The following is a 22723-nucleotide window of genomic DNA, read 5'->3' on the forward strand; positions in this document are numbered from 1 at the left end:
TTAGTAGTTGTCAATGATGTCGCCGACAGGATCACCGGCACCACTATTCGAGCTGCCGCCTTTGCTTGAGCCGCCGCCCATTTTGGACAGAGCCAAGTAAATCAACGCCAGAGAGATCCCGATGGCACCAAGGCCGATCAGGGTAATCTCTTTAACTGTTGCCAAAACAAAACCAAGCGCAAAGAATGGCCATACTTCACGGGTCGCCATCATGTTAATAACCATGGCATACCCAACGGCAACAACCATGCCCCCGCCAATGCCAAGGCCAGCGGTCAACCAGTCAGGCATTCTTTCAAGCAATGCCCGAACAGGACCAGCACCAACGGCTAGAATCAAGCCAGCTGGAATGGCAATACGCAGGCCTTGCATGCAGATCGCAATCCATTGCCACATATCAATCTTCCGGAAACTGCCTTCTTCAGCAGCTGCATCCATAAAGTGAACAATCGCGGTTGCCAAGGTACGTACCAAAGTGGTCAGCAACAAACCGGCAACAGCCAGTGGAACCGCAATCGCGATCGCTGAACTGATACCTTTCGTGCCCTGACCGCCAAGAACCAGAATAATAGCAGATGCAACAGATGCCAAAGCGGCATCAGGTGCGACAGCAGCGCCAATGTTGGCCCAACCTAAGGCAATCATTTCCAATTGGCCGCCTAGAATCAAGCAAGGTGCCAAATTGCCGGTCACAAGTCCGATCAACGTGCACGCGATAACTGGCTGATGGAAATGAAATTCATCCAAAATACCTTCCATACCAGCAAGGAATGACACGATGAGGACCAGAATGACTTGAATAAAGTTTAAAGTCATAAGTCTTCTTCCTCCGTTTCAAAAAAATTACTTCTGTGCATTCAGTTCGTCTTGGGCTTTCTTCAAAATTGCATCCATGTTTTCGGCATGGTCTGCAGGCACCTTGCGAACATCAAATTTGACACCGTCTTTTTCCAATTGATGGAAAGTGTCGATATCTTTTTGATCAAAGGCCAACACCTTGTTCGGCTGAACCTTACCAACTGAATGGGACATGGAACCAATGTTAAGTTCCTTGAGTGGAACGCCGCCTTCGATTGCTCGAAGTGCATCCTCAGGTGTTTCAAATAATAGCAATGCACGTTCCCCGCCGAAATGCTTATCGTCTTTAGCGATCTTAATCATCTGATCGATAGGAATAACATGCGCCTTAACGCCCGCTGGTGCAGCTTCCTTAATCAGATTCTTTCGCAAGTCGTCTTTAGCAACTGAATCAGAGACAACAATGATGCGTGTCGGGTTGGTTGTCTTGGTCCAGGTTGTGGCAACCTGACCATGTAGCAACCGAGAATCAACCCGCGCCAGAACATACTCAAGTGAGCCTGGCTGACCAGCATTCGAAGTAGTTGGTGCTGCTTGAGCAGCTGGCTTCGTCACTTTGTCCAGTGATTCTGGCTTGATCTTGATACCTTCACGTCCAGCATCGAGCAGATGTGCTGCAATATCCTGTGCAGAATCCATCGAAAGTCGTGAACCATACGCTTCAATCAGCATCGGTAAATTCAGTCCGGTCACGATTGCCCATTTATCCTTATGCGCCTCATAAATCGAGTTCGCTTGGTTAAATGGTGAGCCGCCCCATAAGTCGATCAAGAAAAGCACTTCATCGTCTGGGTCGAACTTAGCGATCGCATCTTCGAGGTGCTTGTGTAAGTCATCTGGACCTTCATCGGGCATGAAGGTCACAGCTTCGACTTTTTCTTGCTCACCGAAGATCATTTGACCGGATTGCTTGATGCCAGCAGCGAATTGGCCGTGACTAGCAAGAATAATTCCGACCATTTTTACGCCTCCTAAAAATTTGTGGTTGCCTTGAAAATAATATCTGCAATAAACGAAAATAATCTAAAAAACAAGGCTTCCCAATAGAATAGTATGACGTCCTTCGCACAGCTATGCAAGCATTTTCCCTTGAAAAGGGTGCATAAAAAGAAGCGCATACATTCTCTATGCACTTCTGAAAAGCGATTTCGCTGAATTGGTCTATTGGTAAGTACCAATTTTGCCTATGTTGGATTAAGCCTTTTGCGAATATTGGTCGGAATCGGTAAAGACTGGGTCCAAAATTTTAGTGCTCATCCAAATCAAAACCAAAAATAATCCTGTCGCCAACCCTGCCATAACGATCCAACTAACATGAGCACTAGCAAGGTTCGCAATCGTGAAGAAAATCACTTGTCCTACTGGCATGCCGATCAATGCTGCCAGGTTGACCACCCCTGCTGTCGTACCCATCTGCTGTTCAGGCACTTGCCGCATCATCACGGTGGCTAAACGTGGATTGATTTTGCCCATCAGATATGCTGTCACAAAGCTGAACCCCAGTGCCGCCACGATCGAATGGAGCAGGAAAAAGCTGCTGCTTAAACCCACTATGGCCGCCATCAGCAGACTTAGCAATTTGAACGTGCTCAAATGCTGCAAACCATCCTTGGCAAATAAAGCTCCAAAGATAAGGCCGACAGAAAACACAACATTGATGATTGCAACGGTGGTTCCAAAGTCGCGCAGCCATAGGTCTGGCTCCTGCACAAGCGTGATATTCATCAACCCGTCAACGGATGAGCCAAGCGTATTGACTAACATCGCGAAGAGAATAACCGCGAATAGGAATTGATTGCCAGCAAGAAACTTAAGAACTGCCCGGATATTACCGATAACTGGCTGTGACTTGCCCGTCGTCACTGGCGGTTCTGCTTGCTTCAATTGCTTTTTTCGGAAGACAAGCGTCACAGCGGCTAGTAAAAAGGTCAACGCATTGAGCAAGCCAAAAAGTGCATAATTGTGATTCAATAACACGATCAAACTGGCTCCAAGCCCTTGAAAAACCAGTTGCACGGTTGAACTCGTTGCACTTTGGAAACTTAAGGCAGTGTTAAGCTCTTTTGCGGGAATCAAGCGATGCAGGAGCGGCAGCATCAAACCATTGCCGTACTGACCTAACGAATCGGAAACAATATTGATTAAAAGTAATGATAGAAATAGCGGAAAACTGGCCGGTAGTAAAATCATGACCGCTAAACTTAGGAACAACAACATTTGTCCCAAACGGGTTGCCACCATGTGCCGAGTTTTAGCATGTGTCCGATCTGCCAGACTCCCAGTTAAAAGTGACAGCATGGTCGGCACGCTGGTTGCCATGGCGGCTAACGTCACCGCCAGACTTTTGAATGGCATAGTTGCGGCATAAATGATGAACACAATATTATAGAGGCTATCACCAATACCACTTAACAAACTGGCATTTAAAATCGCACGATACCCGCGATTGGTAAGATATTCATGCATCTCAATCTTCCTCCTCAAGGTGCTTACTGGTTTCTAGACACGCCTATGAGTTTTCAAAACGCGTCCACGGCCGCAGAAACCTGCTCATAAGGACCGCAACCTTAAATGGCCAAAACCCTGCCATTTAAGGTTGCGCCCGCTTATGCTCCGGTTTCTAAACGCGCCAGTTCACGCTCTGCTTATTTGTATCTAGAGTGTACGCAGGGTAAAATCGGATTGAGGTGAAATTCCACTATGGTAGAAAAAATAAAGGCCACAGATGGTGCGGTTTTTCGGCAGTTGCGACATAATCATCAGCTAACCTTAGCGCAAGTGGCAGACGACCATAATTCGATTGCTTTTATCAGTAAATTTGAGCAAGGCAAGTCTAATATCAGCTTTTCGCGTTTAACCCATTTGCTGTATCGCATTAATATCTCTGTCGAAGAATTTGTCTTTATCCGTGATCTTCAATCCGGCGTTGTGCCGACATCGAATGATCCTAATTTTGTGTACAACACCTTAACGCATCGCGTCTTTGTCGAAGTACTTGACTATCAGAATCGTTTTTTAACTCAGGAACCGACACCAGCAGACTATGCTTATTTCCTCAAAAAGGAGCAGGAATGGCAAGCTCGTTATGCCCAAGACCACAACCGCCAAACCCGCTTCGAGCTGATCAGCATTCAACTTTTTCGGCTAACCATGATTGATCGGGTTAACCAATTAAACCAACCATCTCCATTCAAAAGTGTCGCTGACGCTATGGCCCAACTTCAAGCTTTGGCAAAGCCAGTCGTGAGTTATCTTTATTCGGTCGAAACATGGAACTACTTTGAACTCTATTGGTTTCGCCATCTTATGGTCGCCTTACCGACAGCCACGATTCAAAACTTACTGCCACTTGCCATCAAACGCTCGGAAAAGTATCGTGCTTTTAACCAAATCCGCAATATCCGAATCAGGACACTTTTTGCGGCCTTCTCCGTTTTTATTAATGATCGGCAGCTCACCGATGCGAAAAAAGCGCTCGATACTGCCAAGACTTTATTGCATGACAGTGACGATTTGACCAACGCTGCTATGTTACTTTTTTTACGCGGTTGGTATCACGTCATCGCCGATCAGCCTGAAATTGGCTGGGAGTTGTGCCATCAGGCTATTAGCTTGGCACACATCCTTGATCAGCCTAAACAAGAACAACAGTTGCGTTATTCATTAGAATTTATTCATCAAAATGTCAACAATCCGGAAAAAAGTGCTTTCTTCCTTTAAACTTATTTATCGGCAGTTGAAGTTTCACGTGGAACTTTTGAGCATTTGCAAGACACGCTTCTGGCAATCTTCTCACTAATGGCGTCCTAATGGCGTCAAAAATCGGTACTGGAAAGTGTCTTTTCTCAGTACCGATTTTTGACTGCATGATTGCTGGCGCGGATCTTTAAGCTTCTTGGCTACACCCTTTTGCTGCTGCAAGCCGTTCAATTGTAGGAAGCCACGTCGCCGTCCATGCTGGTGCCCCCAATTGCGCCAGCATTTTTTTTAATTGCAAAAACTCTTGCCGTCCTTGTAACGCCACCACTTTGTCGGATGAATAAATCATAAGTAATCGTTTCACACAAGCAATCTGAAACTCAATGCCTAGATCACCAACAGTTGCTTGCCCGATAAGATTCAAAGCATTTCGTGCCTCAGTCAACTTACCCGCTGCCACATAGCGAAGCACAGCCGCTAGAAACGTGCGGTTAGCAAGATTAAAATGATCCTGCGGCGTGTTAGGACGTTGTATCTGATTTGAAAAAGCAGCTATCAGTTGACTCAGCTCATCCAGGCCAATAATTTTAGCCAATTGGACGGCAATCAGTCGTAATAGTAACGACCAGTCAGCCGTCGTCATCAGCAATGACTGCGCTTGTGATTGCTCATGCGGCAAAATTGAAAAGCATTCCGGCGCGTCATTATGTAAGGTCAAATGCAACAACAGGCGTTGATTAACATTGGCGAGTGGCAATTGACGTAAAATGCTGGCCAATTCCTGAACGTCAGCGTGACGCGCAGCCGCCAAATAACGTTGTAAAAAAGGTTGCTTATCCCTAGAACGAGGTTTTGCAAACACATCCCAATCTAAATTCAACTGATCCAACAACAAAAAGAAACGATCAGCAGCTAACTGCGAGGTACCATTTTCAAACTTTGACAAACTTGACACCGATAAAATGCCATGCGCTGCCATTTTTAAAGTCAGTCCTCGTTCCCTACGTAATAACTTAAATTGTCTACCAATCGTCATCTCGCAGCCCCCTCCTCCTTAAGAAACCGCTGCCAACTAGTTGTTAACAATTGAGCAAAAAATGGTGACTCTAATAACCGCAAACTGGCTAACAATTGCTCAACCGCTGCCGTTGCTGCTCGATGCTTACCGCGATGGTACACCAATAATTGCTGCTGATACCGAAGCATCAATCGGGAATAGAGATCATCCGGCGGCACTGGCATACTGGTCGCAATGGTTAGCAAGCGAACTGCTTCACTAAACTCGCGCCGATGGATCAGTAACGCAATGCTATTCGTGAGAATCGCCCACAAATATTGATCGCGCGTCCGGTGACTCTCGGTTTTTGGCATATCCAGTAACATCCCTGCCACTAAACTAACCAACTGTTTACTGTCGAAAAGCACCAACGTCGCCGCAAAAAGATCCAGCTCATAAAGTCCCCAGTGCTTAATTCGTTTTAAGTAACGCATAACGTCAGTCTTCATGGCTGGGGTTGTTTGAAAACTCGGATCACTGAACCCGTTGTGCGCCACGATGTTAATCTGATTAAGTCGGTAAAAAATAAGCCCCGTTTCCCGCCATAACCGATACTGTCGCTTAGCCAGTGCCAGTAGCGTCGGTTTCCCAGCAACAGTCGCCCGGTTCACCTGCTGGAAAAAGTTATCCTGATTCAAGGCGCGGTATCCTTGTTGGATGGATTCAACGTCTTGATCAAACCGTGTTAATAATTTCAAAACAACTGCCGCACTCAGTTGCGTTTCCCCACGTTCAAACCGCGACAAAGTTGCAGCTGTCGTAATCCCAGCTGCAATTTCTTCTAATGAATCATTTTCCTCGAGACGTAAAGCCCGCAAATATGCCCCGATTTTGACATGTTCTTCTGGCATCAGCACCCGACCTTTTTATGAGAACTTTATTAGACAAACTTAACACGTTTTGCCATTTTTTCAAAATATCTTACTACTTATTGCACCTCAAATTTGAATATTTTTGTTTTTAAACGCTGCCTAAACATGGGTGCTAGTCCCAAGAATTTTTTACGCATTTTTCTGATAGACATCAGGCAGTAGCGAAAATTCAATGGACGCGGCCATACCAGCGCCTTAGCCTTGGCGGTCGCTACTCCGAATTTTCACAAAACCAGCTCAGACTATCGAAGCGTGCCCAACAAGCATCAGAAGAGCGAATCCTTCTACTGTGCCATCTAAAACGTGTGAGCAGACGTAGAAACTGCACTTGCTCACGCTCTGCCATTATAAATTGACATCCATCCCTGACTCCGCTAAACTCAATTTTGACATTTAAATACACCACCAAGAAATAGAGGTTGCGGTGGGCAACGAAAACTGGGGAGTGCCGTATCATGTTGAACCAGTTGTAAGTGCCACCGCCGAAATGTTGCACGATATTCGGATCGTGCGCATTGGGCCATGGGTGCATAACCCATGGACTGTCGAAGCACTCGCTTCGGGGCGCTATGATTCTGGTTTATGACTAAAATCGATGGAATCGACCTTTATTGCGGTATCACAACACAATAAGGTCGATTTTTTGTTTCCAGCTCTATTTCCCACTACAAGAAGGGAGAAATGTCAGTTATGAAAAAGCATTGGGTTGCACGTTTAGGCGTGCTGGGGTTCGCCTTGAGCCTCTTACTAGGCAGTTTTGCTGCCACCCCGGTCAATGCTGCTAGTGATAGCGGCACGTTTAAAGTCGGCATGGAGGCTGGCTATGCGCCATTCAACTGGACGCAAACCACCAGCGCTAACAACGCCGTCAAGATTCAAGGTAGTCAGGAATACGCTAACGGCTACGATGTGCAGATTGCACGTAAGGTTGCCAAAGCCTTACACAAAAAGGTAGTCGTCGTCAAAACATCTTGGGACGGATTGCCACCAGCTCTAACTTCAGGCAAAATCGATGCCATCATCGCCGGCATGTCACCGACACCTGATCGTCGCAAGACCATCGATTTCAGTAATCCCTACTACATCTCCAACTTGACGATGGTTGTTCGCAAAGACAGCAAGTACGCCAAAGCCAAGAGCATTGCGGATTTTAAGGGTGCTAAAATCACCGCGCAGCTCAGCACCTATCATTATCAGGCGATCAATCAAATCAAGGGTGTCGTCAAGGAACCGGCTATGAACGATTTTCCAGCTATGCGTGTGGCCTTGGAATCCGGAACCATTGATGGTTACGTTTCCGAAGTGCCTGAAGGGATCACGGCAGAACGTGCTAATCCTAACTTGATGTATATCCATTTTGCAAAAGGTCAGGGTTTTAAAACCGATGCCAGTGACACGAATCTGGCGATTGGCTTGCGCAAGAATGATCCGAATAAAGCAAAGATCAATGAACTACTTGCCACGATTTCAAGTAAAGAACGAGCACAGCTGATGAATGAAGCTGTCGATAACCAGCCATCAACTGAAAGCAATGGCAACTGGTTCATCGCGATTATGAAGCAATATGGTCCAATGCTGTTACGCGGGACAGGCATGACCTTACTGATTTCCCTTGTTGGGACAATCGTCGGCTTTATCATCGGGTTGTTAGTCGGGATTATCCGGACAACTCCTAAGCCGAAAAAACTCGGTCAGCGCGGCTTACGCGCCGTGATCAACTGGCTGCTGTCGTTGTACATCGAAGTTTTCCGTGGCACGCCAATGATTGTTCAGGCCGCGGTCCTATATTATGGTGCCGCGCAAGCTTGGCATTTGAACATGGACCGGACCACCGCTGCCTTATTGATTGTTTCGATCAACACTGGGGCCTATATTTCCGAAATTATCCGTGGTGGGATTATCTCGGTTGACGAAGGTCAATTCGAGGCTGCCAACGCTCTGGGAATGACCCATCTGCAAACCATGATGAAGGTCATTTTGCCTCAAGCCGTGCGCAACTCACTGCCAGCTGTGACCAACGAATTTATTGTCAACATCAAGGATACGTCCGTTCTGTCCGTTATCTCTGTCTCCGAATTGTTCTTCAGTGGTGAGACAATTGCCGGACAAAGCTTCCAATTCTTCCACACCTATCTGATTGTCAGCGCCATCTATCTCATCATGACCTTCACAATCAGTCGCCTATTCCGATTAATTGAAAAGCATCTCGACGGGCCAAAAGATTACAACGTCATGACCAACCAGATGCAGGTCGAAACCCCGAAAACTCGTACGGCAAAGGAGGGCTAATCCATGGCAAACGAACCTTTAATCCAAGTCAAAAATTTAAAAAAGGCCTTTGGCAATCACGAAGTTTTGACCAACATCAATCTGGACGTGAATGCCGGTGAAGTCGTTTCGATCATTGGCCGTAGCGGCTCTGGGAAATCGACACTTTTGCGAAATATCAACCTTTTGGAAACCCCAACTGGCGGGGATATCCTTTTCCACGGAAAAAGTATTTTAAGCGATGAAGAGAAACTAAGCACTTATCGCGCCAAAGTTGGGATGGTCTTCCAGAGTTTCAATCTGTTCAATAACATGACGGTATTGCAAAATGTGATGGTTCCGCAACAAACGGTTTTAAAGCGCGATGCTGCCACAGCTAAAGCGCACGCCCTCGACTTGTTGAAGCAGGTCGGGATGGATCCATTCATCGCTGCAAAACCGGACCAATTATCTGGCGGTCAAGAACAACGTGTCGCCATCGCGCGGGCTGAGGCGATGGATCCAGAAGTGTTGCTCTTCGACGAACCAACCAGTGCACTTGATCCGGAAATGGTCGATGATGTCTTAAACACGATGACTGCTTTGGCACATACTGGTTTAACCATGATCATTGTGACCCACGAAATGGCCTTCGCGCGCGAAGTGTCCGATCGGGTCGTCTTCATGAACAATGGCGTTATTGCCGAAGCAGGCACACCGGATCAGATCTTCGGCGATCCACAGCAACCTGAAACAAAAGAGTTCTTGAAACGGTACTTGAACCGAATCTAAACCTATGGCTCGATTCTTGGGCAACAAGAGCTTGAGACATAATTCTCAGTCAAACGAATAAAAGGGAACAATTTTCCGATTGTTGTGGGAAAAATTGTTCCTTTTTAGTTTCTCGTGGATTATTTTACTGCGATTTTAAAGACCGTAGTGCCAAGGCGAAGCAATCGTAGGCCAGATGGGGCTCAGCCGTGCAAACAACACAGCGACTGGGCTTTGTCGCTGATGTTGTTAGGCGACTTCGAGACCGCGGGCTTTGCGGGCTCGAAGCGCCGTCTCCGCTCTAGCTACGCGTCGCCACCCCAGCTGGCCGGAGATTGCGGAGTTTGGCACGGCAAAGAACTTTTAACCAAGTCCCTTTTACAACGATTTTACTTTTTTGACTGCTGCTCACGCTTCTGCTTACGGTGTTCACTCCACGTATCCAAGCTCACCACAATAAGAAACAGGAAAAAGCCGCCAACGACCGATTCTAGTGTCACAATCAAATAACGCATGGCCAAGTAGCCCTTACCGCCTGTGACATCCCGATAGCCGACGTAGCCAAATGTCATGAGAATAGCCAGCCCTAAAACCAGCAACGTGTACATCAGCGTTCGTTTTAAAATGCGTTTGAATGTCGTCATGCGGTGACCTGCTTTCTAATGAGTCTTACTTATTATCTTTCAAAATCGTATCAGCTTGCTTCTGCAAATTCGTCAGTACTGTTTTGGGCTCAGCATTTTTTGAAACGGTTTGGTCCACAGCATCAAGCAAGTTATTGCGGTACGTATTGTAACCAATAAATGGCGTTGAGGAGAACGCATCGTCATAAGCATCCACTGCTGCCTGATAGGTCGGATTCTCTTTCAAGTAGGCTTGATAAGCGCTGGACTGGGTTGCGGTCTTCACAACCGGCACATAACCGCTAGCCTTAGCCCATTGCGTTTGAATCTTGGTGCTCATCAGGAATTTCATGAAGGTAACCGCACCTTTAATCTGATCAGCTGAAGCGCCTTTGAAAACGGAAATCCCATTGTTGCCCAGTACAGAACTGGCCTTGCCAGCAAAGCTTGGCATCACAGCGGTTCCCCAGTGCATGGACTTCGGCGCTGTTGCTGCAATTTGCTGAATAGTCGCACTAGAGCCAAACCCGGCAAAAATTTTACCTTGAACAAATGGCACGTTAAAATAATTGTCCAAGCCGGCAGTGACCGCCGTCTTATCTTTTAACATGGTCGTGATGGCGGTCATAGCCTTGATGCTGGCCGGTGTGTCAATTTTTGCCTGATACTTCGGCGTGATCAGGCGATTACCAGTATCATAGGCCAAGGTTTCAAATTCAAAATCATAACTTTTGTTGAATGCGACCCCAGTAATGCCGTCGTCTTTGAGCTGCTGACTCATTTTAGTCAGTTCTTCCCAAGTCTTGGGCACGCTGAGATGGTACTTATCCAAAATATCCTTGTTATAGAACATCAATCGTGTCCCAGTGGCAAATGGAATTTGGTAATATTTACCTTCATACTTCAAGTTTGTCGCAATGCCCGGATAAATGGCTTTGAGCTCATTTGCGGAAAATTGTGACTTCACCTGACTGTCAATGTTAACTAACATCCCGTCATGCACGTATTCAGGAATAATCGTATCAGTTACCTGCCCAATGGTTGGCAACGTGCGAGATTTCGCTGAAGCCAGATACTTTTTTTGTAGGTTATCATAAGACCCTTGCGAAGTAGCAACAACTTTGTACTGCTTTTGACTGCTGTTGAACGTCTTGATATAACCTTCAAGCGCCTTGTTATAATTTCCTGTCATGCGGTGCCAGAATGTAATCGTCACTGGCCCCTTCGTACTCTTTTGCGCTGAACTGCCGCTACCGCAAGCAACCAGCAGGACTGCCATCAACACTGTCGCAAACCCAAGCAACCAACGTCTCTTCATCATTTTCCCTCCATTATCGCGGTTTGTCGTGAACAGAGACAACTTGACCTATCCCTATTCGGATATAAGTGCGTTGTCGTCAACCACGAATAGTATACCAATACTTACCGGATCATGGGGAACTAAAGGCAAAAAAAAGAAAGCGTATGCCTTCTTTTTTAGCATGAAGCTATGAGATGATGTCAGGCTTGTTCTTCGGTCAATTTTAGATAGAAATTAGCCAGTGTCATCGTGCGATATGGTATGACCCAAATTGACGCTAAGCCAAACGTGATCATTTCCAACAACCACCAACCTAGGAAACTGAGGAGCAAAACGAAGAACTCCCACTTATGGCCGTACATCAATTGACGGCTGCGCGTGACAGCCTCGGTATAGCCAATTGGCTGGCCAGCATCAATGGCATCACGATAAATCAACTGGGCTTGTGAATAAGCCAATCCTTTGACAATCCCGGGAACAACCAATAACAACATCCACAGGCTGACCCAAACGACTTGCAGCAAACCGATCAGCAAGCTGCCGAGAAAATATTCGCCACGTTCAAAAATTTTGAACATCTGCGTCCAGCTAAACCGGTGATCCGACCGACCGCGCAACCCGTCAATCATAGCGAAGCTGACACCGATCATGAGCAGCGCTGTCAGCAAACCGATAAATGTCACTGCTGTCTGCCACATTGCGATGTTGTTCCAATAACCATTTGTCATCATCCGTCGGCTGCCATGAGCCACGACACGGATACCAGCTCGATGCATATTTTCATTAAGCGGGAATGGCACCAGCGCCACAAAGGCTGTCAATAATAATGCCGGTAAACTAATCCGTAAATAATAGCTAAAGTTGGGATTCAGCTCAGCCTTGGCCTGATCTTTTAAAGAAGTACGATCCATAGATATTCCCCCTCTAACTGTGACAAGTCATCACAATCCTTGGGGTTATCATAACAGAAAAAGACGGTTGAGTTATACAAACTTCAACCGGACATTGGGATCAAGTTGCGGTTCACCGGGAACAATAGCAAAGTGATCACCGCTGACTGTTAATTCTGTTTCTGCTTTAAAAAACCCACTCGTATAACTTTTGATCAATACCGGCCCCACCGGCGAATCAAGGTGTGCATCATACACATCGGGTACATTGGTACGCGGTAGAATCAATAAATTGAATTTCGCTTGTCCTGATGTTTTTGATGGCCGTGAATAAGGACCAATACCGTCATTAATATCAAGGATTAGCGCCTTATCGGCATGTAACATCGGCGCCAATCGTGAGGCGGCCACAGCAGATACATTAAGCTCCATATTTTGCCCCCAAAAGTAAAATAATCCTTGTCACCAATATTATGGCGCCCGACCGATCAAGATACAACTCTCTTGTAAAAATTTCACCAAATGCCTAAAATTGGGTTAAACTGAATTTAACCCGATGTGATTTTATTCAGCTAGGACGAGGTGTGCCATGAATATTTATTCGGCTTTAAAGTTTATCCAAATCGATCATGAGCCAGTCAATCACCTGCAAGTTGTCATCACTGATCAAAGCGGCAAGCCTGATGCCGGCATGACCGACTTATTGGCTGACTGCTTGAACAAAATTGACATTTTCGTTGACCTTAGCACAACCGATCGGGTCAGCGATGTGATTGATGACCTCAATCTGCTCACCCCGCTGCCCTATGATGTCCTTGAAGAATATCAAAAAATTCTTGAGCAGCCGATCACTGGCGTCAATATTGCGATGAAAAAGCAGTTGATCGAGTTGATTTACGCACCAATGGTTTAGGTTTGTTTATTTTATCATAATAGCGCGGCCATTTTTACCGGTGTCTTATCCCGGCGAAGATGACGCGCTTTTTATGTGCCTGCGGAATCCCTCCTTTAGTGAAAAATCTTGCCCGATTCTTGTTGTAACAGTTTCACTTAGGTCTATTTTCTGCTATTCTGACGAAAACGGAGGCGAGGAAATGGAACAAACGGGACAAGCGCTACCAGCAACCATTCAACGAATTTGGCGGGCAAGTGCTGCGTTGTGGGCGCTAGTGCTCATGATCATCGGTTTGGGACTCATTGCCGCTTGGTTTTTCTGGCATTGGCCCTTTTGGCTTGGGTTGGGTCTTATTGGCATTGCGATTATTCAACTGCTGTTCCGATTAGCACTTGTGCCGTATCGCTATCGTTTTTGGCGCTACAACATCACGCCAACCGCGGTTTTCTTGCAAAAAGGCTTTTTCTTCCAAAAAAATGAAGCCATTCCGATTTCGCGGATTCAAAATGTCACGTTAGAAGCCGGTCCTTTACTTCAGTGGCAGACACTGCAACAAGTCAACATCGAAACCGCCAGCACCGCCCACGTGATTGATGGTGTGACGCGACCAGTGGCCGACCAATTGCGCAATCAAATCCTCCAATTGGCTCAGGAGGCGCGCGATGAAGACTGACCAACCGCAACGACTCGCGCCTGTCGCGCTACTAATTATTTGGATCAGAGGCTTTATTTCGTGGTGGCCGTTATTTGTTGGCGGAGGGCTTTCAATACTGCGCGCAGACATGAGCTTCAATCAATTTCTATTGTGGGGCGGCCTAATTGTTGGCGTTTTGGTACTCACCCTCACCTGGTCAATCCTGCATTATTTGCGATTTACCTATCTTGTTGCCCCGAACGGTCTGACCATCAACAGTGGTGTGTTGATTCGTAAAGTCAATCACATCCCTTATGACCGTATTCAGACGGTACAACGGCAACAATGGTTTTTTCTAAAGCCACTAGGTCTCGAACAGGTTGCCATCGAAACAGCTGGCAAAGAATCTAAAAAAGCCGAAGGAATGCTCTCGGCCGTGCCAGTAGCCGTAGCTGATGCCATCAACCGCTACCGTCAAGGAAACGTTCAGCCAGTGACACCTGATGCGACTGATAATCAGGCTATCCCTGCTGCACCCGATCAAACAAGCACCACCGCCGCACCAGCCGCGCCTGTGGCAGATGCGGCCTATAAAATCAACGGCCATGATCTTAATCAATACGCGCTCACTTCACTAGGCTTCATCCCCATCATTTCCGGGATTCTTTGGTTAACACAAAAAGCTCAAGAATACCTGCCAGATAGCTGGTACAAGAATGCTGAGCATGCCATCACGGGCTTAGCGGTTTACCTTATTATCGGTCTGACACTTATTATTCTCATTCTAGGTTTCCTGATCTCCTATTTGAATATTATTCAAAAATACTACCACTTCACTTTGGACCGAACCGGCGACGAACTACGAACCAGCCGCGGCTTTTTTCAAACCAATACGGTCAGTGCCCGACTGTCACGCTTGCAGGCGGTTCGCTTTAAGCAGAGCATTTTGCGGCAATGGCTGCATCTTAGCACCGTTCAGGCGTTATTAGCCTCAAGCGCCGCTGATGACCAGCAAAATAATGATCTGGTCCTGATGCCGGTTATCCCAGAACGGCAAGCACTCAGCAGCATGCGGGCATTCGTCAGCTGGTTGCCGGAAACATCACCGAAACTGCAGCCAATCCCAGTTAGCAACCGCTGGTACTACATGCGCAACATGGTCCTAGGTCATCTGACACTACTGGTGTTGCCGGCTGTGCTCGCAAGCGTGTTTTGGTTGCACGTCAGTTGGTGGCTGTGGCTGGTACTGGCTGGCTTGATTTGGTTAGTCGTCATGGCGTTGCAAGGTCAATATGCGGCAACCACAGCCGCCATTGCTATTGCGCCACCTAAGCAACTTATCATTCAAGTCGGTGAAATGTGGACAAGGCAACGTTATTTTGTCCGTAAAAAAGACATTCAAGCCATGACGATCAAACAATCTATCTGGATGAAGGCGCGTGGCGTTGCCCATTTAGAGGTGCATATTCGCAAAGGCAACAGCGATCAGACAGTCAACTCCCGCTATATGGCCGTTGATTTGGCCAAGCAGATTATGACTTGGTATCAGCCATTACCATCAGTGCCGCAAGAAGGAGACAATCATGCTGCTTAATCGTATCCAGTACACCCCGCCAAAATCAAAAACCGCGTATCCATTCAACTTGCCTTGGCAAGCTTCCTTTCGTGACCTGACATTGTCGCAACCCGTCACGATTTTGACAGGCGACAATGGTAGTGGCAAGTCTACTTTGCTGAATGCTATTGCTGCTAATTACAATGCAATCCTCATGAGTGGGGCTTCCCTTGATGAGGACCCGGAATATCAAAATAGCCGTGCCTTAGCCCGTTGTCTCAAGTTGACTTGGCAATATCGGACGAAGGCAGGCTTTTTCTTTCGGGCAGACGATTTTATCTCATTCATTCGCGCAACCCGTGGCCGGATCAAATACGCGCAGACACAGCTTGAGCAACTGGCACCCGATAGTTTGGAACGCTTGCCTTATCTCAATACACTCAGTGCCATTCACCATCTTTATCAAGTTGATCTCGACAAGCTTTCCCATGGTCAGACGTTCCTTGCTTTATTTCGTGCTCGACTGCGCCCAAATGCACTTTACCTGCTAGATGAACCAGAATCACCGCTCACGCCGGAAAATCAGCTCAGTCTATTAGCCTTACTACATGATGCGGTAGAAAATGGCTCGCAGTTTATCATTAGTACACATTCGCCGATTCTCATGGCCTATCCGAATGCGCAACTACTGGCGTTGGGTGACACACTAGCACCCACTCAATATGATCAAATCGAACATGTCGCTTTTCTACGTCACTTTTTAGATGATCCGCAACGATTTATTTATCACCTGTTAAACGACTGACCCGTTGCAATCACGCACCTGGCTGTTCTAAGGTGGGGGCGAGCGATCTCCAGCGCGGGTAACTACGCTGGAGATCGCGTTAATGAGGAGGAATAATATGCTGACTTCATCTTGGATCAAACAATTACCGCTGACCGCCATCACGCAAGTCACCCCGGTTGGTGGCGGTGACGTCAATCAGGCATACCGGATCGATACGGCGACAAAGCCTTACTTTTTGCTGGTTCAACCGGGTTATCCTGCTGATTTTTATGCTGGCGAAATAGCTGGCTTAAAAGCATTTGACGAGGCACAAATCTTAGCACCGCGTGTCATTGCTAATGGTCAAATTGAAGGCGATGGTTTTCTGCTACTCAGTTTCCTTACCAGCGGCAATGGGTCGCAACGCGATTTAGGGCGATTAGTCGCGCATTTGCATCAACATCATGAACCAAATGGCCGATTCGGCTTTGACTACCCTTATGCGGGCACCAGCGTCTCATTTACCAACACCTGGACCGATTCATGGGCAGATCTATTCATTCACCAACGCTTGGACAAACTCGCCGCACACCTGCTTAAAAAGGAGCTGTGGCAAGCCGACGATGAAGCAACCTTCCAACAGGTGCGCACCATCATCAGCAAAACACTGGCCCATCATCACAGCGATGCTTCCCTGCTGCACGGTGACTTATGGGGTGGCAACTACATGTTTACTGCCGATGGTCAGCCAGCTCTGATTGATCCTGCAGCAGTATATGGTGATCGCGAACTCGATATCGGGGTAACGACAGTTTTTGGCGGATTCACCCAAGACTTTTACACTGGCTATCAAGAAGTCTACCCACTTGATGCTGGTTATCACTTCCGCCTTGACTTTTACCGGCTGTATTATCTGATGGTTCATCTTGATAAGTTCGGCATGGGTTACGCTGGCAGTGTGGCCGCAGTGATGAATCAAATTCTCGATCATGGCTTAACTGAATAAATCGCTTCGCTATGTATTTTCGAAACGAAAACTATTTCCCAGGAAATTAAAACAGCAAAACGGCCAACCCACTAGTTGATGGATTGGCCGTTTTGCTATCTTCTAAAAATCAATATTTAAGCGTTCAGCACCTTGTTCAGGAAGCTCTTGGTCCGTTCTTCCTTTGGATGCTCGAAAATGTCTTCAGGCGTGCCTTGTTCAAGGATAGTACCATTGTCAAAGAAGACAACCCGATCAGCCACTTCTTTGGCGAAGCCCATTTCATGAGTCACGATGACCATCGTCATGCCTTGCTTGGCCAGCCGCCGCATAACACCTAGCACATCGCCGACCATTTCTGGATCCAACGCACTGGTCGGTTCATCAAACAGCATGATATCAGGATGCATCGCCAACGCCCGCGCAATCGCGACACGTTGCTGTTGCCCACCAGAAAGCTGAGCTGGCATCGCATCTGCCTTGTCCGTCAAACCAACAACTTCCAACATGGCTTTTGCCTGCTTGATGGCTTCCTCCTTGCTGGCGATTCCCAGCTCGGTTGGCGCCAAGGTCACATTACCCATCACTGACATGTTCGGGAACAGATTAAAATGCTGGAACACCATCCCGATTTTTTCACGAACTTTGTTGATGTTGGTGCCTTTATGGGCAATATCTTCACCATCAATCAAGATCTCACCGCTTGTGACGGTTTCAAGACCGTTGATCATGCGCAGGACGGTACTTTTCCCCGCACCGGATGCCCCGATCATAACGACCACTTCATTGTTCGCCACATTCAGATTGACACCCTTGACCACATCATTGTCACCGTAACTCTTGTGCACATTTTTCATTTCAACGCGATAATCGCTCATGCCTTCACCTTCTTCTGAACCCAGTTACTCAGCCAGGTCAATAACGTAATAATAATCAAGTAAATCAAGGCGACCATCGTCCAGATCTTGAACCCTTCCATGTTGCGGGCAATGATGATCTTCCCGGTTTGGGTCAGTTCCAGCAAGCCGATGATCGACAGGATTGAGGTATCCTTCAATGTAATAATAAATTGGTTGATGAAACTTGGAATCATGATTTTGATTCCTTGCGGCAAAATAACCTTCCGCATCGCTTTACCAAATGGCAGGCCTAGACTTCGCGCCGCTTCCATCTGGCCCGGATCAACCGCCTGAATACCGCCCTTGACGAAGGCCGCTGTGTACGCCCCTTCGTTCAAGGTCAAAGTTACGATCCCAGCAATGAATGCTGGTACTTTTGATCCAATCAGGCTTGGCACCCCGGTATAGATAAACAGAGCCAAAACCATCAGTGGAAGACCGCGGAAAATGTAAATGAAGGTCGTCGCGACCCCTTGGGCAAATTTATTTGGCAAGACGCCTAACAACCCAACAAGAATCCCAACCAAGGTAGCGAAGAAAATGGCGACAACTGTGAGAACCATTGTCTCTTCCAAGCCGCTCATTAAGGTGCCCCAGTTAGCCTTCAACAAACCGAAGAAAGAACGATCAGTTGTTTGCGCATTGCCAGCGGCAGTTTTTTGGGACTTTGCACTGCCGTTGCCAAGATAACGTTCAATGATCTTATCGTATTGGCCGTTTGCCCGAAGTTTCTTCAAACCAGCGTTAAACTTCGTGATGAGCGCCCGATTATTCTTCGAAGCTGCGAAGCCGTATGAACCTTCACGGGCTGGCTTACCGATAATTTTCAAGGCCATGCCATTGTTGATCCCGTATTGCATCACCGGTTGATCTTCAAAACAAGCAGCTGAATTACCTGTGATGACGTCCTGATACATATTGTTCGAATCATCAAATGTCACCGTTGAAAAACCGTATTTGTCTTTAATACTGTTGGCATAATCCGCAGAATCAGTCCCGGTCTTAACCGCAACTCGCTTACCGCGCAAATCTTTTAGCGACTTGATAGTCCCTTTTTTTGCCACCGCCATGACCACGCCTGATTTGTAGTAAGGATCACTCATCAAAAACTTTTGTTGCCGCTCAGGTGTAATCGACATGCCAGCAATGACACCATCGATTTGCTTAGCTTCAAGTGCCTGAACCGCCGCATTGAATCCCAGCGGCTTGATCTCAACTTTAAAACCTTCCGTTTTGGCAATTGCCTTAATGAGATCAAGGTCAATGCCGACGTACTTGTTATCCTGGTTCGCAAACTCAAACGGTGCAAAGGTCACATCCGTCCCGATTGTATATGTTTTTTGTGCCGCTGCCACTGACTTGCCGGGTAATAAAGCTCCCAGCATTAAAGGCAGGGCGATTAGCAGCCCTAGCAGCCATTTTCGTTTCAACCCTAACACCACGCTTTCTATGATATCCGATTGCAAACTCGTTTAGCTTGCAACAAATGCGCTTTCTGCCCACGATCAGGCTGACTTAAGCGACCTTAATTAAAAAAACTACTTTTTATGCTAGCGGAAAGCAACAGTCGCTGTCCAGTCCTGATGTTAGATTAATTGACATTTGTCACATTATTTTACGCCAACGGTCTAGGCCTCCATACGCCGTTGAACCCAATTACTGAGCCAAGTTAATAGCGTAATAATGATCAAGTAAATCAAAGCAACCATGGTCCAAATCTTAAAGCCTTCCATGTTGCGCGCAATGATAATTTTCCCAGTTTGGGTCAATTCAAGAATACCAATGATTGAGAGAATGGACGTATCTTTAAGGGTAATAATGAATTGGTTGATGAAGCTCGGAATCATAATTTTGATCCCTTGTGGCAAAATCACGCGCCGCATCGCTTTTCCAAAAGGCAATCCCAGACTGCGTGCGGCTTCCATTTGACCATCATCAACCGCCTGAATCCCACCTTTGACGAAGGCCGCGGTGTACGCACCTTCGTTTAAGGTCAAGGTGATGATCCCAGCCACGAATGCCGGAATTTTTGAACCGATTAGACTTGGCACGCCTGTGTAAATGAATAAGGCCAATACCAGCAGCGGCAATCCGCGGAAAATGTAGATAAATGTCGTGGCTACACCGCGAGCAAACTGATTTGGCAAAACGCCAAGCAAGCCCACAAGAATCCCGACAACGGTTGCGAAGAAGATCGCGACAATCGTCACAATCATGGTTTCTTTCAAGCCACCCATCAAGGTTCCCCAGTTTTCGCGCAATAATCCGAGAAAACTGCGATCACTATCTTGAGTCTTGGCACTGGTTTGTTTTTGGGCGGCTTGTGTGCCATTGCCTAAATACTTGGCAACGATTTTGGCATATGTACCGTCAGCTTTGACCTTTTTGAGTCCGGCATTGAATCGTTGATCAAGATGATCGCTACGATCCTTTTGTGTTGCAAAACCGTAATAACTGGCCTTACTTTCTGGACCAGCCAGCTTGAGCTTCAACCCTGTGGCGATGGCATATTGCAGAACCGGTTTATCATCAAAACAAGCGACCGAATTGCCAGTGATGACGTCCTGATACATATTGTTGGAATCATCGAAGGTCACCGTGGTAAAACCATACTTTGCCTTCAAACTTAAAGCATAGTCTGCGGCTGCCGTCCCAGTTTTCAAGGCCACACGTTTGCCGCGTAAATCCTTCAAACTTTTGACTTCGCTATTTTGCCCCACGGCCATGGCAACCGCCGTTTTGTAATAAGGATCACTCATGGCAAACTTTTGCTGCCGCTCAGGAGTAATCTGCATACCAGCAATGACACCATCAATCTGATTAGCTTCCAAGGCCTGCACAGCTGCATTGAACCCCAAAGGTTTGATATCAACCTTGAAACCCTCGGCCTTTGCAATTGCCTGCATCAGGTCAATATCGATCCCGACATACTGATTATTTTTATCCGCAAACTCAAACGGGGCATACGTGACATCTGTACCGATCACATAAGTTTTCTCGGCCGCCTGCGTTGACACCGGTGAGCCTAGCACGACCGCCAGCATCAACGCCATGACCCCAGCAACGCACCACTTCCAAACTCGTCTCATGAAAACACCATCTTTCTCATTTAGTTCCTGTTTCTTTCAAAAACTGCTAATGACGCATGCTACTTCAATTCATGTGTTTTGAGACCTGTAACCCCAGCTCCCATTCACAGCTTACAAGTGTACCGATTTTTCTAAAGGTTGTCTACGCGCAAGAAAAGCAAGATTGCTTTATACTAAGAGAAACTTAAAGAAAAATGTGGTGACCTTATGTTTAGCTACCTAATCGACTATGATTTGAAACTTTCCCTACCGCGACCGGAAATCGACGGTCCCCTTTTATTCGAACAAATTGAGACTAGCCGCGATTCGTTGGCTGCCTACTTGCCTTGGGTCGCAACGACACTGACTGCCGACGACGAAATCAACTTTTTAAATACAACACTCAAGCTTTTTGGTGCAAGGACTGCCTTGCATCTGACCATTTACCAAGCCGATGCTCCAGTTGGCATGATCAGTTTGAACACGATTGACACCTTGGTTCGCCATAAAGCCGACATTGGTTACTGGCTAACCATTCCCGAACGCGGCAAAGGCATTATGCACAAATCCATTGAAGCACTGGCCGATATTGCCTTCCACGATTACGACTTAAATAAGCTAACCATCAATGCCGCTGTGGCAAATCGCGCGAGCAATGCCGTTGCCGAAAAAGCCGGCTTTCATTTCGATGGCACTTTGCGTCAAGACGATCAACGAGCTGACGGCACCTTCTTAGATGTGAATACTTATTCGCTGTTGCGTTCGGAGTGGGCTTAATTGTTTCATGCGAAACAATTGTCACCTCCATCTCACCACGCCATATGAAAACCCCGCTTGCAAAATCAGCATGCGGGGTTTATTTTTGCGCCCTATTTCTAATTAGGTCAATGTACAAGCAGTCGCAGCAACGCTGGCGTCACAAAGCCTTCGATTAAGGCAGCAACGGCAATCATCGGAATGATGATGCAAACATACTGTAATGCAATAGCCTTCGCATCTAACGACGACTTTCGATAATATGGATCGGCAAAAAAACGCTTGATTGACTGGCGAAGGGCCTTGTTGACTTGAGCAGCGAGCGCGACGCCGATAATCAAAGCACTCATCTCCAGAATACCATGTGGCAAAATGCCTAAGACAAACGCTGCCAAAGCTCCACCGATACCCAGCTTAGCGGCATAAATGCCTAGCACCAAGCCGACAGAAGCACAGGTGAGATAATACGAAATCCAGTATAGAAAAGGAATCGGAATCATACCAATGATCATGAGGCCAAAGGCAACGCGTTCGTTATTCACTAAAATGGCCCAAAATGCACTGAGACTGTCGTGAGTATTAGCAAACTTGCCAGAGAGGCCAGTAAAAATACCACGAACAAAGTTGGGGTTCGCGCCCATGACCAGATATGTCACCAGACCAACAAAAATGGTGACACCAAAGAAAATGAGCCAACCGATCAATAGATAATGGCCAATAACATTCAAATTGTATCCAAGCCGTTTCTTCATAGGTTGCCCCTCTTTCCTAATAACAGATGCTAGGGTAAGTATACTCCAGGGTGGAAAGGGTGGCTATTTTGAGGGTTTGGCGGTATGTATCATTTT

At 46.8% G+C, this 22723-nt stretch carries 22 protein-coding genes, 1 pseudogene and 1 riboswitch; of the genes and pseudogenes, 10 read left to right on the forward strand and 13 right to left on the reverse strand.

What is annotated here, in order from left to right; translation table 11 throughout:
* The 3 genes from LBPC_RS14320 to LBPC_RS14330 all read right to left on the reverse strand — a co-directional run bounded on the left by LBPC_RS14320 (position 1) and on the right by LBPC_RS14330 (position 3324).
* A complete protein-coding gene (locus tag LBPC_RS14320) occupies positions 1–816 on the reverse strand; it encodes a PTS mannose/fructose/sorbose transporter subunit IIC (protein WP_003568238.1) in 816 nt (271 codons plus the stop codon).
* A gap of 27 nt (positions 817–843) precedes the next feature.
* The gene (locus LBPC_RS14325) at positions 844–1818 is read right to left on the reverse strand and encodes a mannose/fructose/sorbose PTS transporter subunit IIA (protein ID WP_003662397.1); all 975 of its coding nucleotides are present in this window, start codon (positions 1816–1818) and stop codon (positions 844–846) included.
* Positions 1819–2052: 234 nt separating this feature from the next.
* On the reverse strand, positions 2053–3324 hold the full coding sequence (locus LBPC_RS14330; RefSeq protein ID WP_003662396.1) for an MFS transporter: 1272 nt from the start codon (positions 3322–3324) through the stop codon (positions 2053–2055).
* Positions 3325–3558: 234 nt separating this feature from the next.
* Between LBPC_RS14330 and LBPC_RS14335 the strand changes: the two genes are divergently transcribed.
* Positions 3559–4578 carry a helix-turn-helix domain-containing protein gene (locus LBPC_RS14335; protein ID WP_003662393.1) on the forward strand — a complete coding sequence of 340 codons (1020 nt, stop codon included), beginning with the start codon at positions 3559–3561 and terminating at the stop codon, positions 4576–4578.
* A gap of 166 nt (positions 4579–4744) precedes the next feature.
* Here the strand turns inward: LBPC_RS14335 and LBPC_RS14340 are convergent, their stop codons facing one another.
* Together LBPC_RS14340 and LBPC_RS14345 are read right to left on the reverse strand one after the other, a co-directional pair.
* A complete protein-coding gene (locus tag LBPC_RS14340; RefSeq protein WP_003662392.1) occupies positions 4745–5593 on the reverse strand; it encodes a helix-turn-helix domain-containing protein in 849 nt (282 codons plus the stop codon).
* Positions 5590–6465 (reverse strand): helix-turn-helix domain-containing protein, encoded by an 876-nt coding sequence (locus LBPC_RS14345; protein ID WP_003662391.1) that lies wholly within the window; start codon positions 6463–6465, stop codon positions 5590–5592. Before LBPC_RS14345 ends, LBPC_RS14340 begins: the two co-directional genes overlap by 4 nt.
* 426 nt (positions 6466–6891) lie before the next feature.
* Positions 6892–7064: riboswitch (Lysine riboswitch) on the forward strand.
* Positions 7065–7167: 103 nt separating this feature from the next.
* On the opposite strand from LBPC_RS14345, the gene LBPC_RS14355 reads away from it, so the two are divergent.
* From LBPC_RS14355 to LBPC_RS17355, 3 genes and pseudogenes are all read left to right on the forward strand, one after another.
* Positions 7168–8775 (forward strand): ABC transporter permease subunit, encoded by a 1608-nt coding sequence (locus LBPC_RS14355; RefSeq protein ID WP_003568253.1) that lies wholly within the window; start codon positions 7168–7170, stop codon positions 8773–8775.
* 3 nt (positions 8776–8778) lie between these two features.
* Positions 8779–9525, forward strand: coding sequence for an amino acid ABC transporter ATP-binding protein (locus LBPC_RS14360; RefSeq protein WP_003568254.1), 747 nt, complete (start codon positions 8779–8781; stop codon positions 9523–9525).
* Between the two features lie 147 nt (positions 9526–9672).
* Positions 9673–9871 (forward strand): annotated as a pseudogene (locus LBPC_RS17355) (hypothetical protein).
* Between the two features lie 22 nt (positions 9872–9893).
* Here the strand turns inward: LBPC_RS17355 and LBPC_RS14365 are convergent.
* The 4 genes from LBPC_RS14365 to LBPC_RS14380 form a co-directional block, all read right to left on the reverse strand.
* A complete protein-coding gene (locus LBPC_RS14365; RefSeq protein ID WP_003662389.1) occupies positions 9894–10148 on the reverse strand; it encodes a hypothetical protein in 255 nt (84 codons plus the stop codon).
* A 25-nt stretch (positions 10149–10173) separates the two neighbouring features.
* Positions 10174–11448: an ABC transporter substrate-binding protein gene (locus LBPC_RS14370; RefSeq protein ID WP_003662388.1), complete on the reverse strand. Its 1275-nt coding sequence runs from the start codon at positions 11446–11448 to the stop codon at positions 10174–10176.
* Between the two features lie 179 nt (positions 11449–11627).
* Positions 11628–12338 carry a DUF975 family protein gene (locus LBPC_RS14375; RefSeq protein ID WP_003568260.1) on the reverse strand — a complete coding sequence of 237 codons (711 nt, stop codon included), beginning with the start codon at positions 12336–12338 and terminating at the stop codon, positions 11628–11630.
* Positions 12339–12410: 72 nt separating this feature from the next.
* Positions 12411–12749, reverse strand: coding sequence for an iron-sulfur cluster biosynthesis family protein (locus tag LBPC_RS14380; protein WP_003568263.1), 339 nt, complete (start codon positions 12747–12749; stop codon positions 12411–12413).
* 157 nt (positions 12750–12906) lie between these two features.
* Here LBPC_RS14380 and LBPC_RS14385 point away from each other — a divergent pair, with 157 nt between their 5' ends.
* From LBPC_RS14385 to LBPC_RS14405, 5 genes are all read left to right on the forward strand, one after another.
* The gene (locus LBPC_RS14385; protein ID WP_003568265.1) at positions 12907–13230 is read left to right on the forward strand and encodes a hypothetical protein; all 324 of its coding nucleotides are present in this window, start codon (positions 12907–12909) and stop codon (positions 13228–13230) included.
* Between the two features lie 181 nt (positions 13231–13411).
* Positions 13412–13885: a PH domain-containing protein gene (locus tag LBPC_RS14390; RefSeq protein WP_003662387.1), complete on the forward strand. Its 474-nt coding sequence runs from the start codon at positions 13412–13414 to the stop codon at positions 13883–13885.
* A complete protein-coding gene (locus LBPC_RS14395) occupies positions 13875–15440 on the forward strand; it encodes a PH domain-containing protein (protein WP_003662386.1) in 1566 nt (521 codons plus the stop codon). Before LBPC_RS14390 ends, LBPC_RS14395 begins: the two co-directional genes overlap by 11 nt.
* A complete protein-coding gene (locus tag LBPC_RS14400) occupies positions 15430–16206 on the forward strand; it encodes an AAA family ATPase (protein WP_003662385.1) in 777 nt (258 codons plus the stop codon). The genes LBPC_RS14395 and LBPC_RS14400 overlap by 11 nt, the downstream gene beginning before the upstream one ends.
* Positions 16207–16303: 97 nt before the next feature.
* Positions 16304–17173, forward strand: a complete 870-nt coding sequence (locus LBPC_RS14405) for a fructosamine kinase family protein (protein WP_011675049.1) — start codon at positions 16304–16306, stop codon at positions 17171–17173.
* A 116-nt stretch (positions 17174–17289) separates the two neighbouring features.
* On the opposite strand, the gene LBPC_RS14410 is transcribed toward LBPC_RS14405, so the two are convergent.
* From LBPC_RS14410 to LBPC_RS14420, 3 genes are all read right to left on the reverse strand, one after another.
* Positions 17290–18030 (reverse strand): amino acid ABC transporter ATP-binding protein, encoded by a 741-nt coding sequence (locus tag LBPC_RS14410; protein ID WP_003568275.1) that lies wholly within the window; start codon positions 18028–18030, stop codon positions 17290–17292.
* Positions 18027–19436 (reverse strand): amino acid ABC transporter substrate-binding protein/permease, encoded by a 1410-nt coding sequence (locus LBPC_RS14415; protein ID WP_223602832.1) that lies wholly within the window; start codon positions 19434–19436, stop codon positions 18027–18029. The genes LBPC_RS14410 and LBPC_RS14415 overlap by 4 nt, the downstream gene beginning before the upstream one ends.
* Before the next feature lie 243 nt (positions 19437–19679).
* Complete coding sequence (locus tag LBPC_RS14420) at positions 19680–21140, reverse strand: ABC transporter substrate-binding protein/permease (protein WP_003571929.1); 1461 nt, start codon at positions 21138–21140, stop codon at positions 19680–19682.
* 207 nt (positions 21141–21347) lie between these two features.
* Here LBPC_RS14420 and LBPC_RS14425 point away from each other — a divergent pair, with 207 nt between their 5' ends.
* Positions 21348–21896 carry a GNAT family N-acetyltransferase gene (locus LBPC_RS14425; protein ID WP_003662379.1) on the forward strand — a complete coding sequence of 183 codons (549 nt, stop codon included), beginning with the start codon at positions 21348–21350 and terminating at the stop codon, positions 21894–21896.
* A 107-nt stretch (positions 21897–22003) separates the two neighbouring features.
* Here LBPC_RS14425 and LBPC_RS14430 read toward each other — a convergent pair whose 3' ends face one another.
* On the reverse strand, positions 22004–22627 hold the full coding sequence (locus tag LBPC_RS14430; RefSeq protein WP_003581575.1) for a stage II sporulation protein M: 624 nt from the start codon (positions 22625–22627) through the stop codon (positions 22004–22006).
* Positions 22628–22723: the final 96 nt, after the last annotated feature.

The sequence above is a fragment of the Lacticaseibacillus paracasei subsp. paracasei genome, from assembly GCF_000829035.1.
Taxonomy (GTDB): Bacteria; Bacillota; Bacilli; order Lactobacillales; family Lactobacillaceae; genus Lacticaseibacillus; species Lacticaseibacillus paracasei.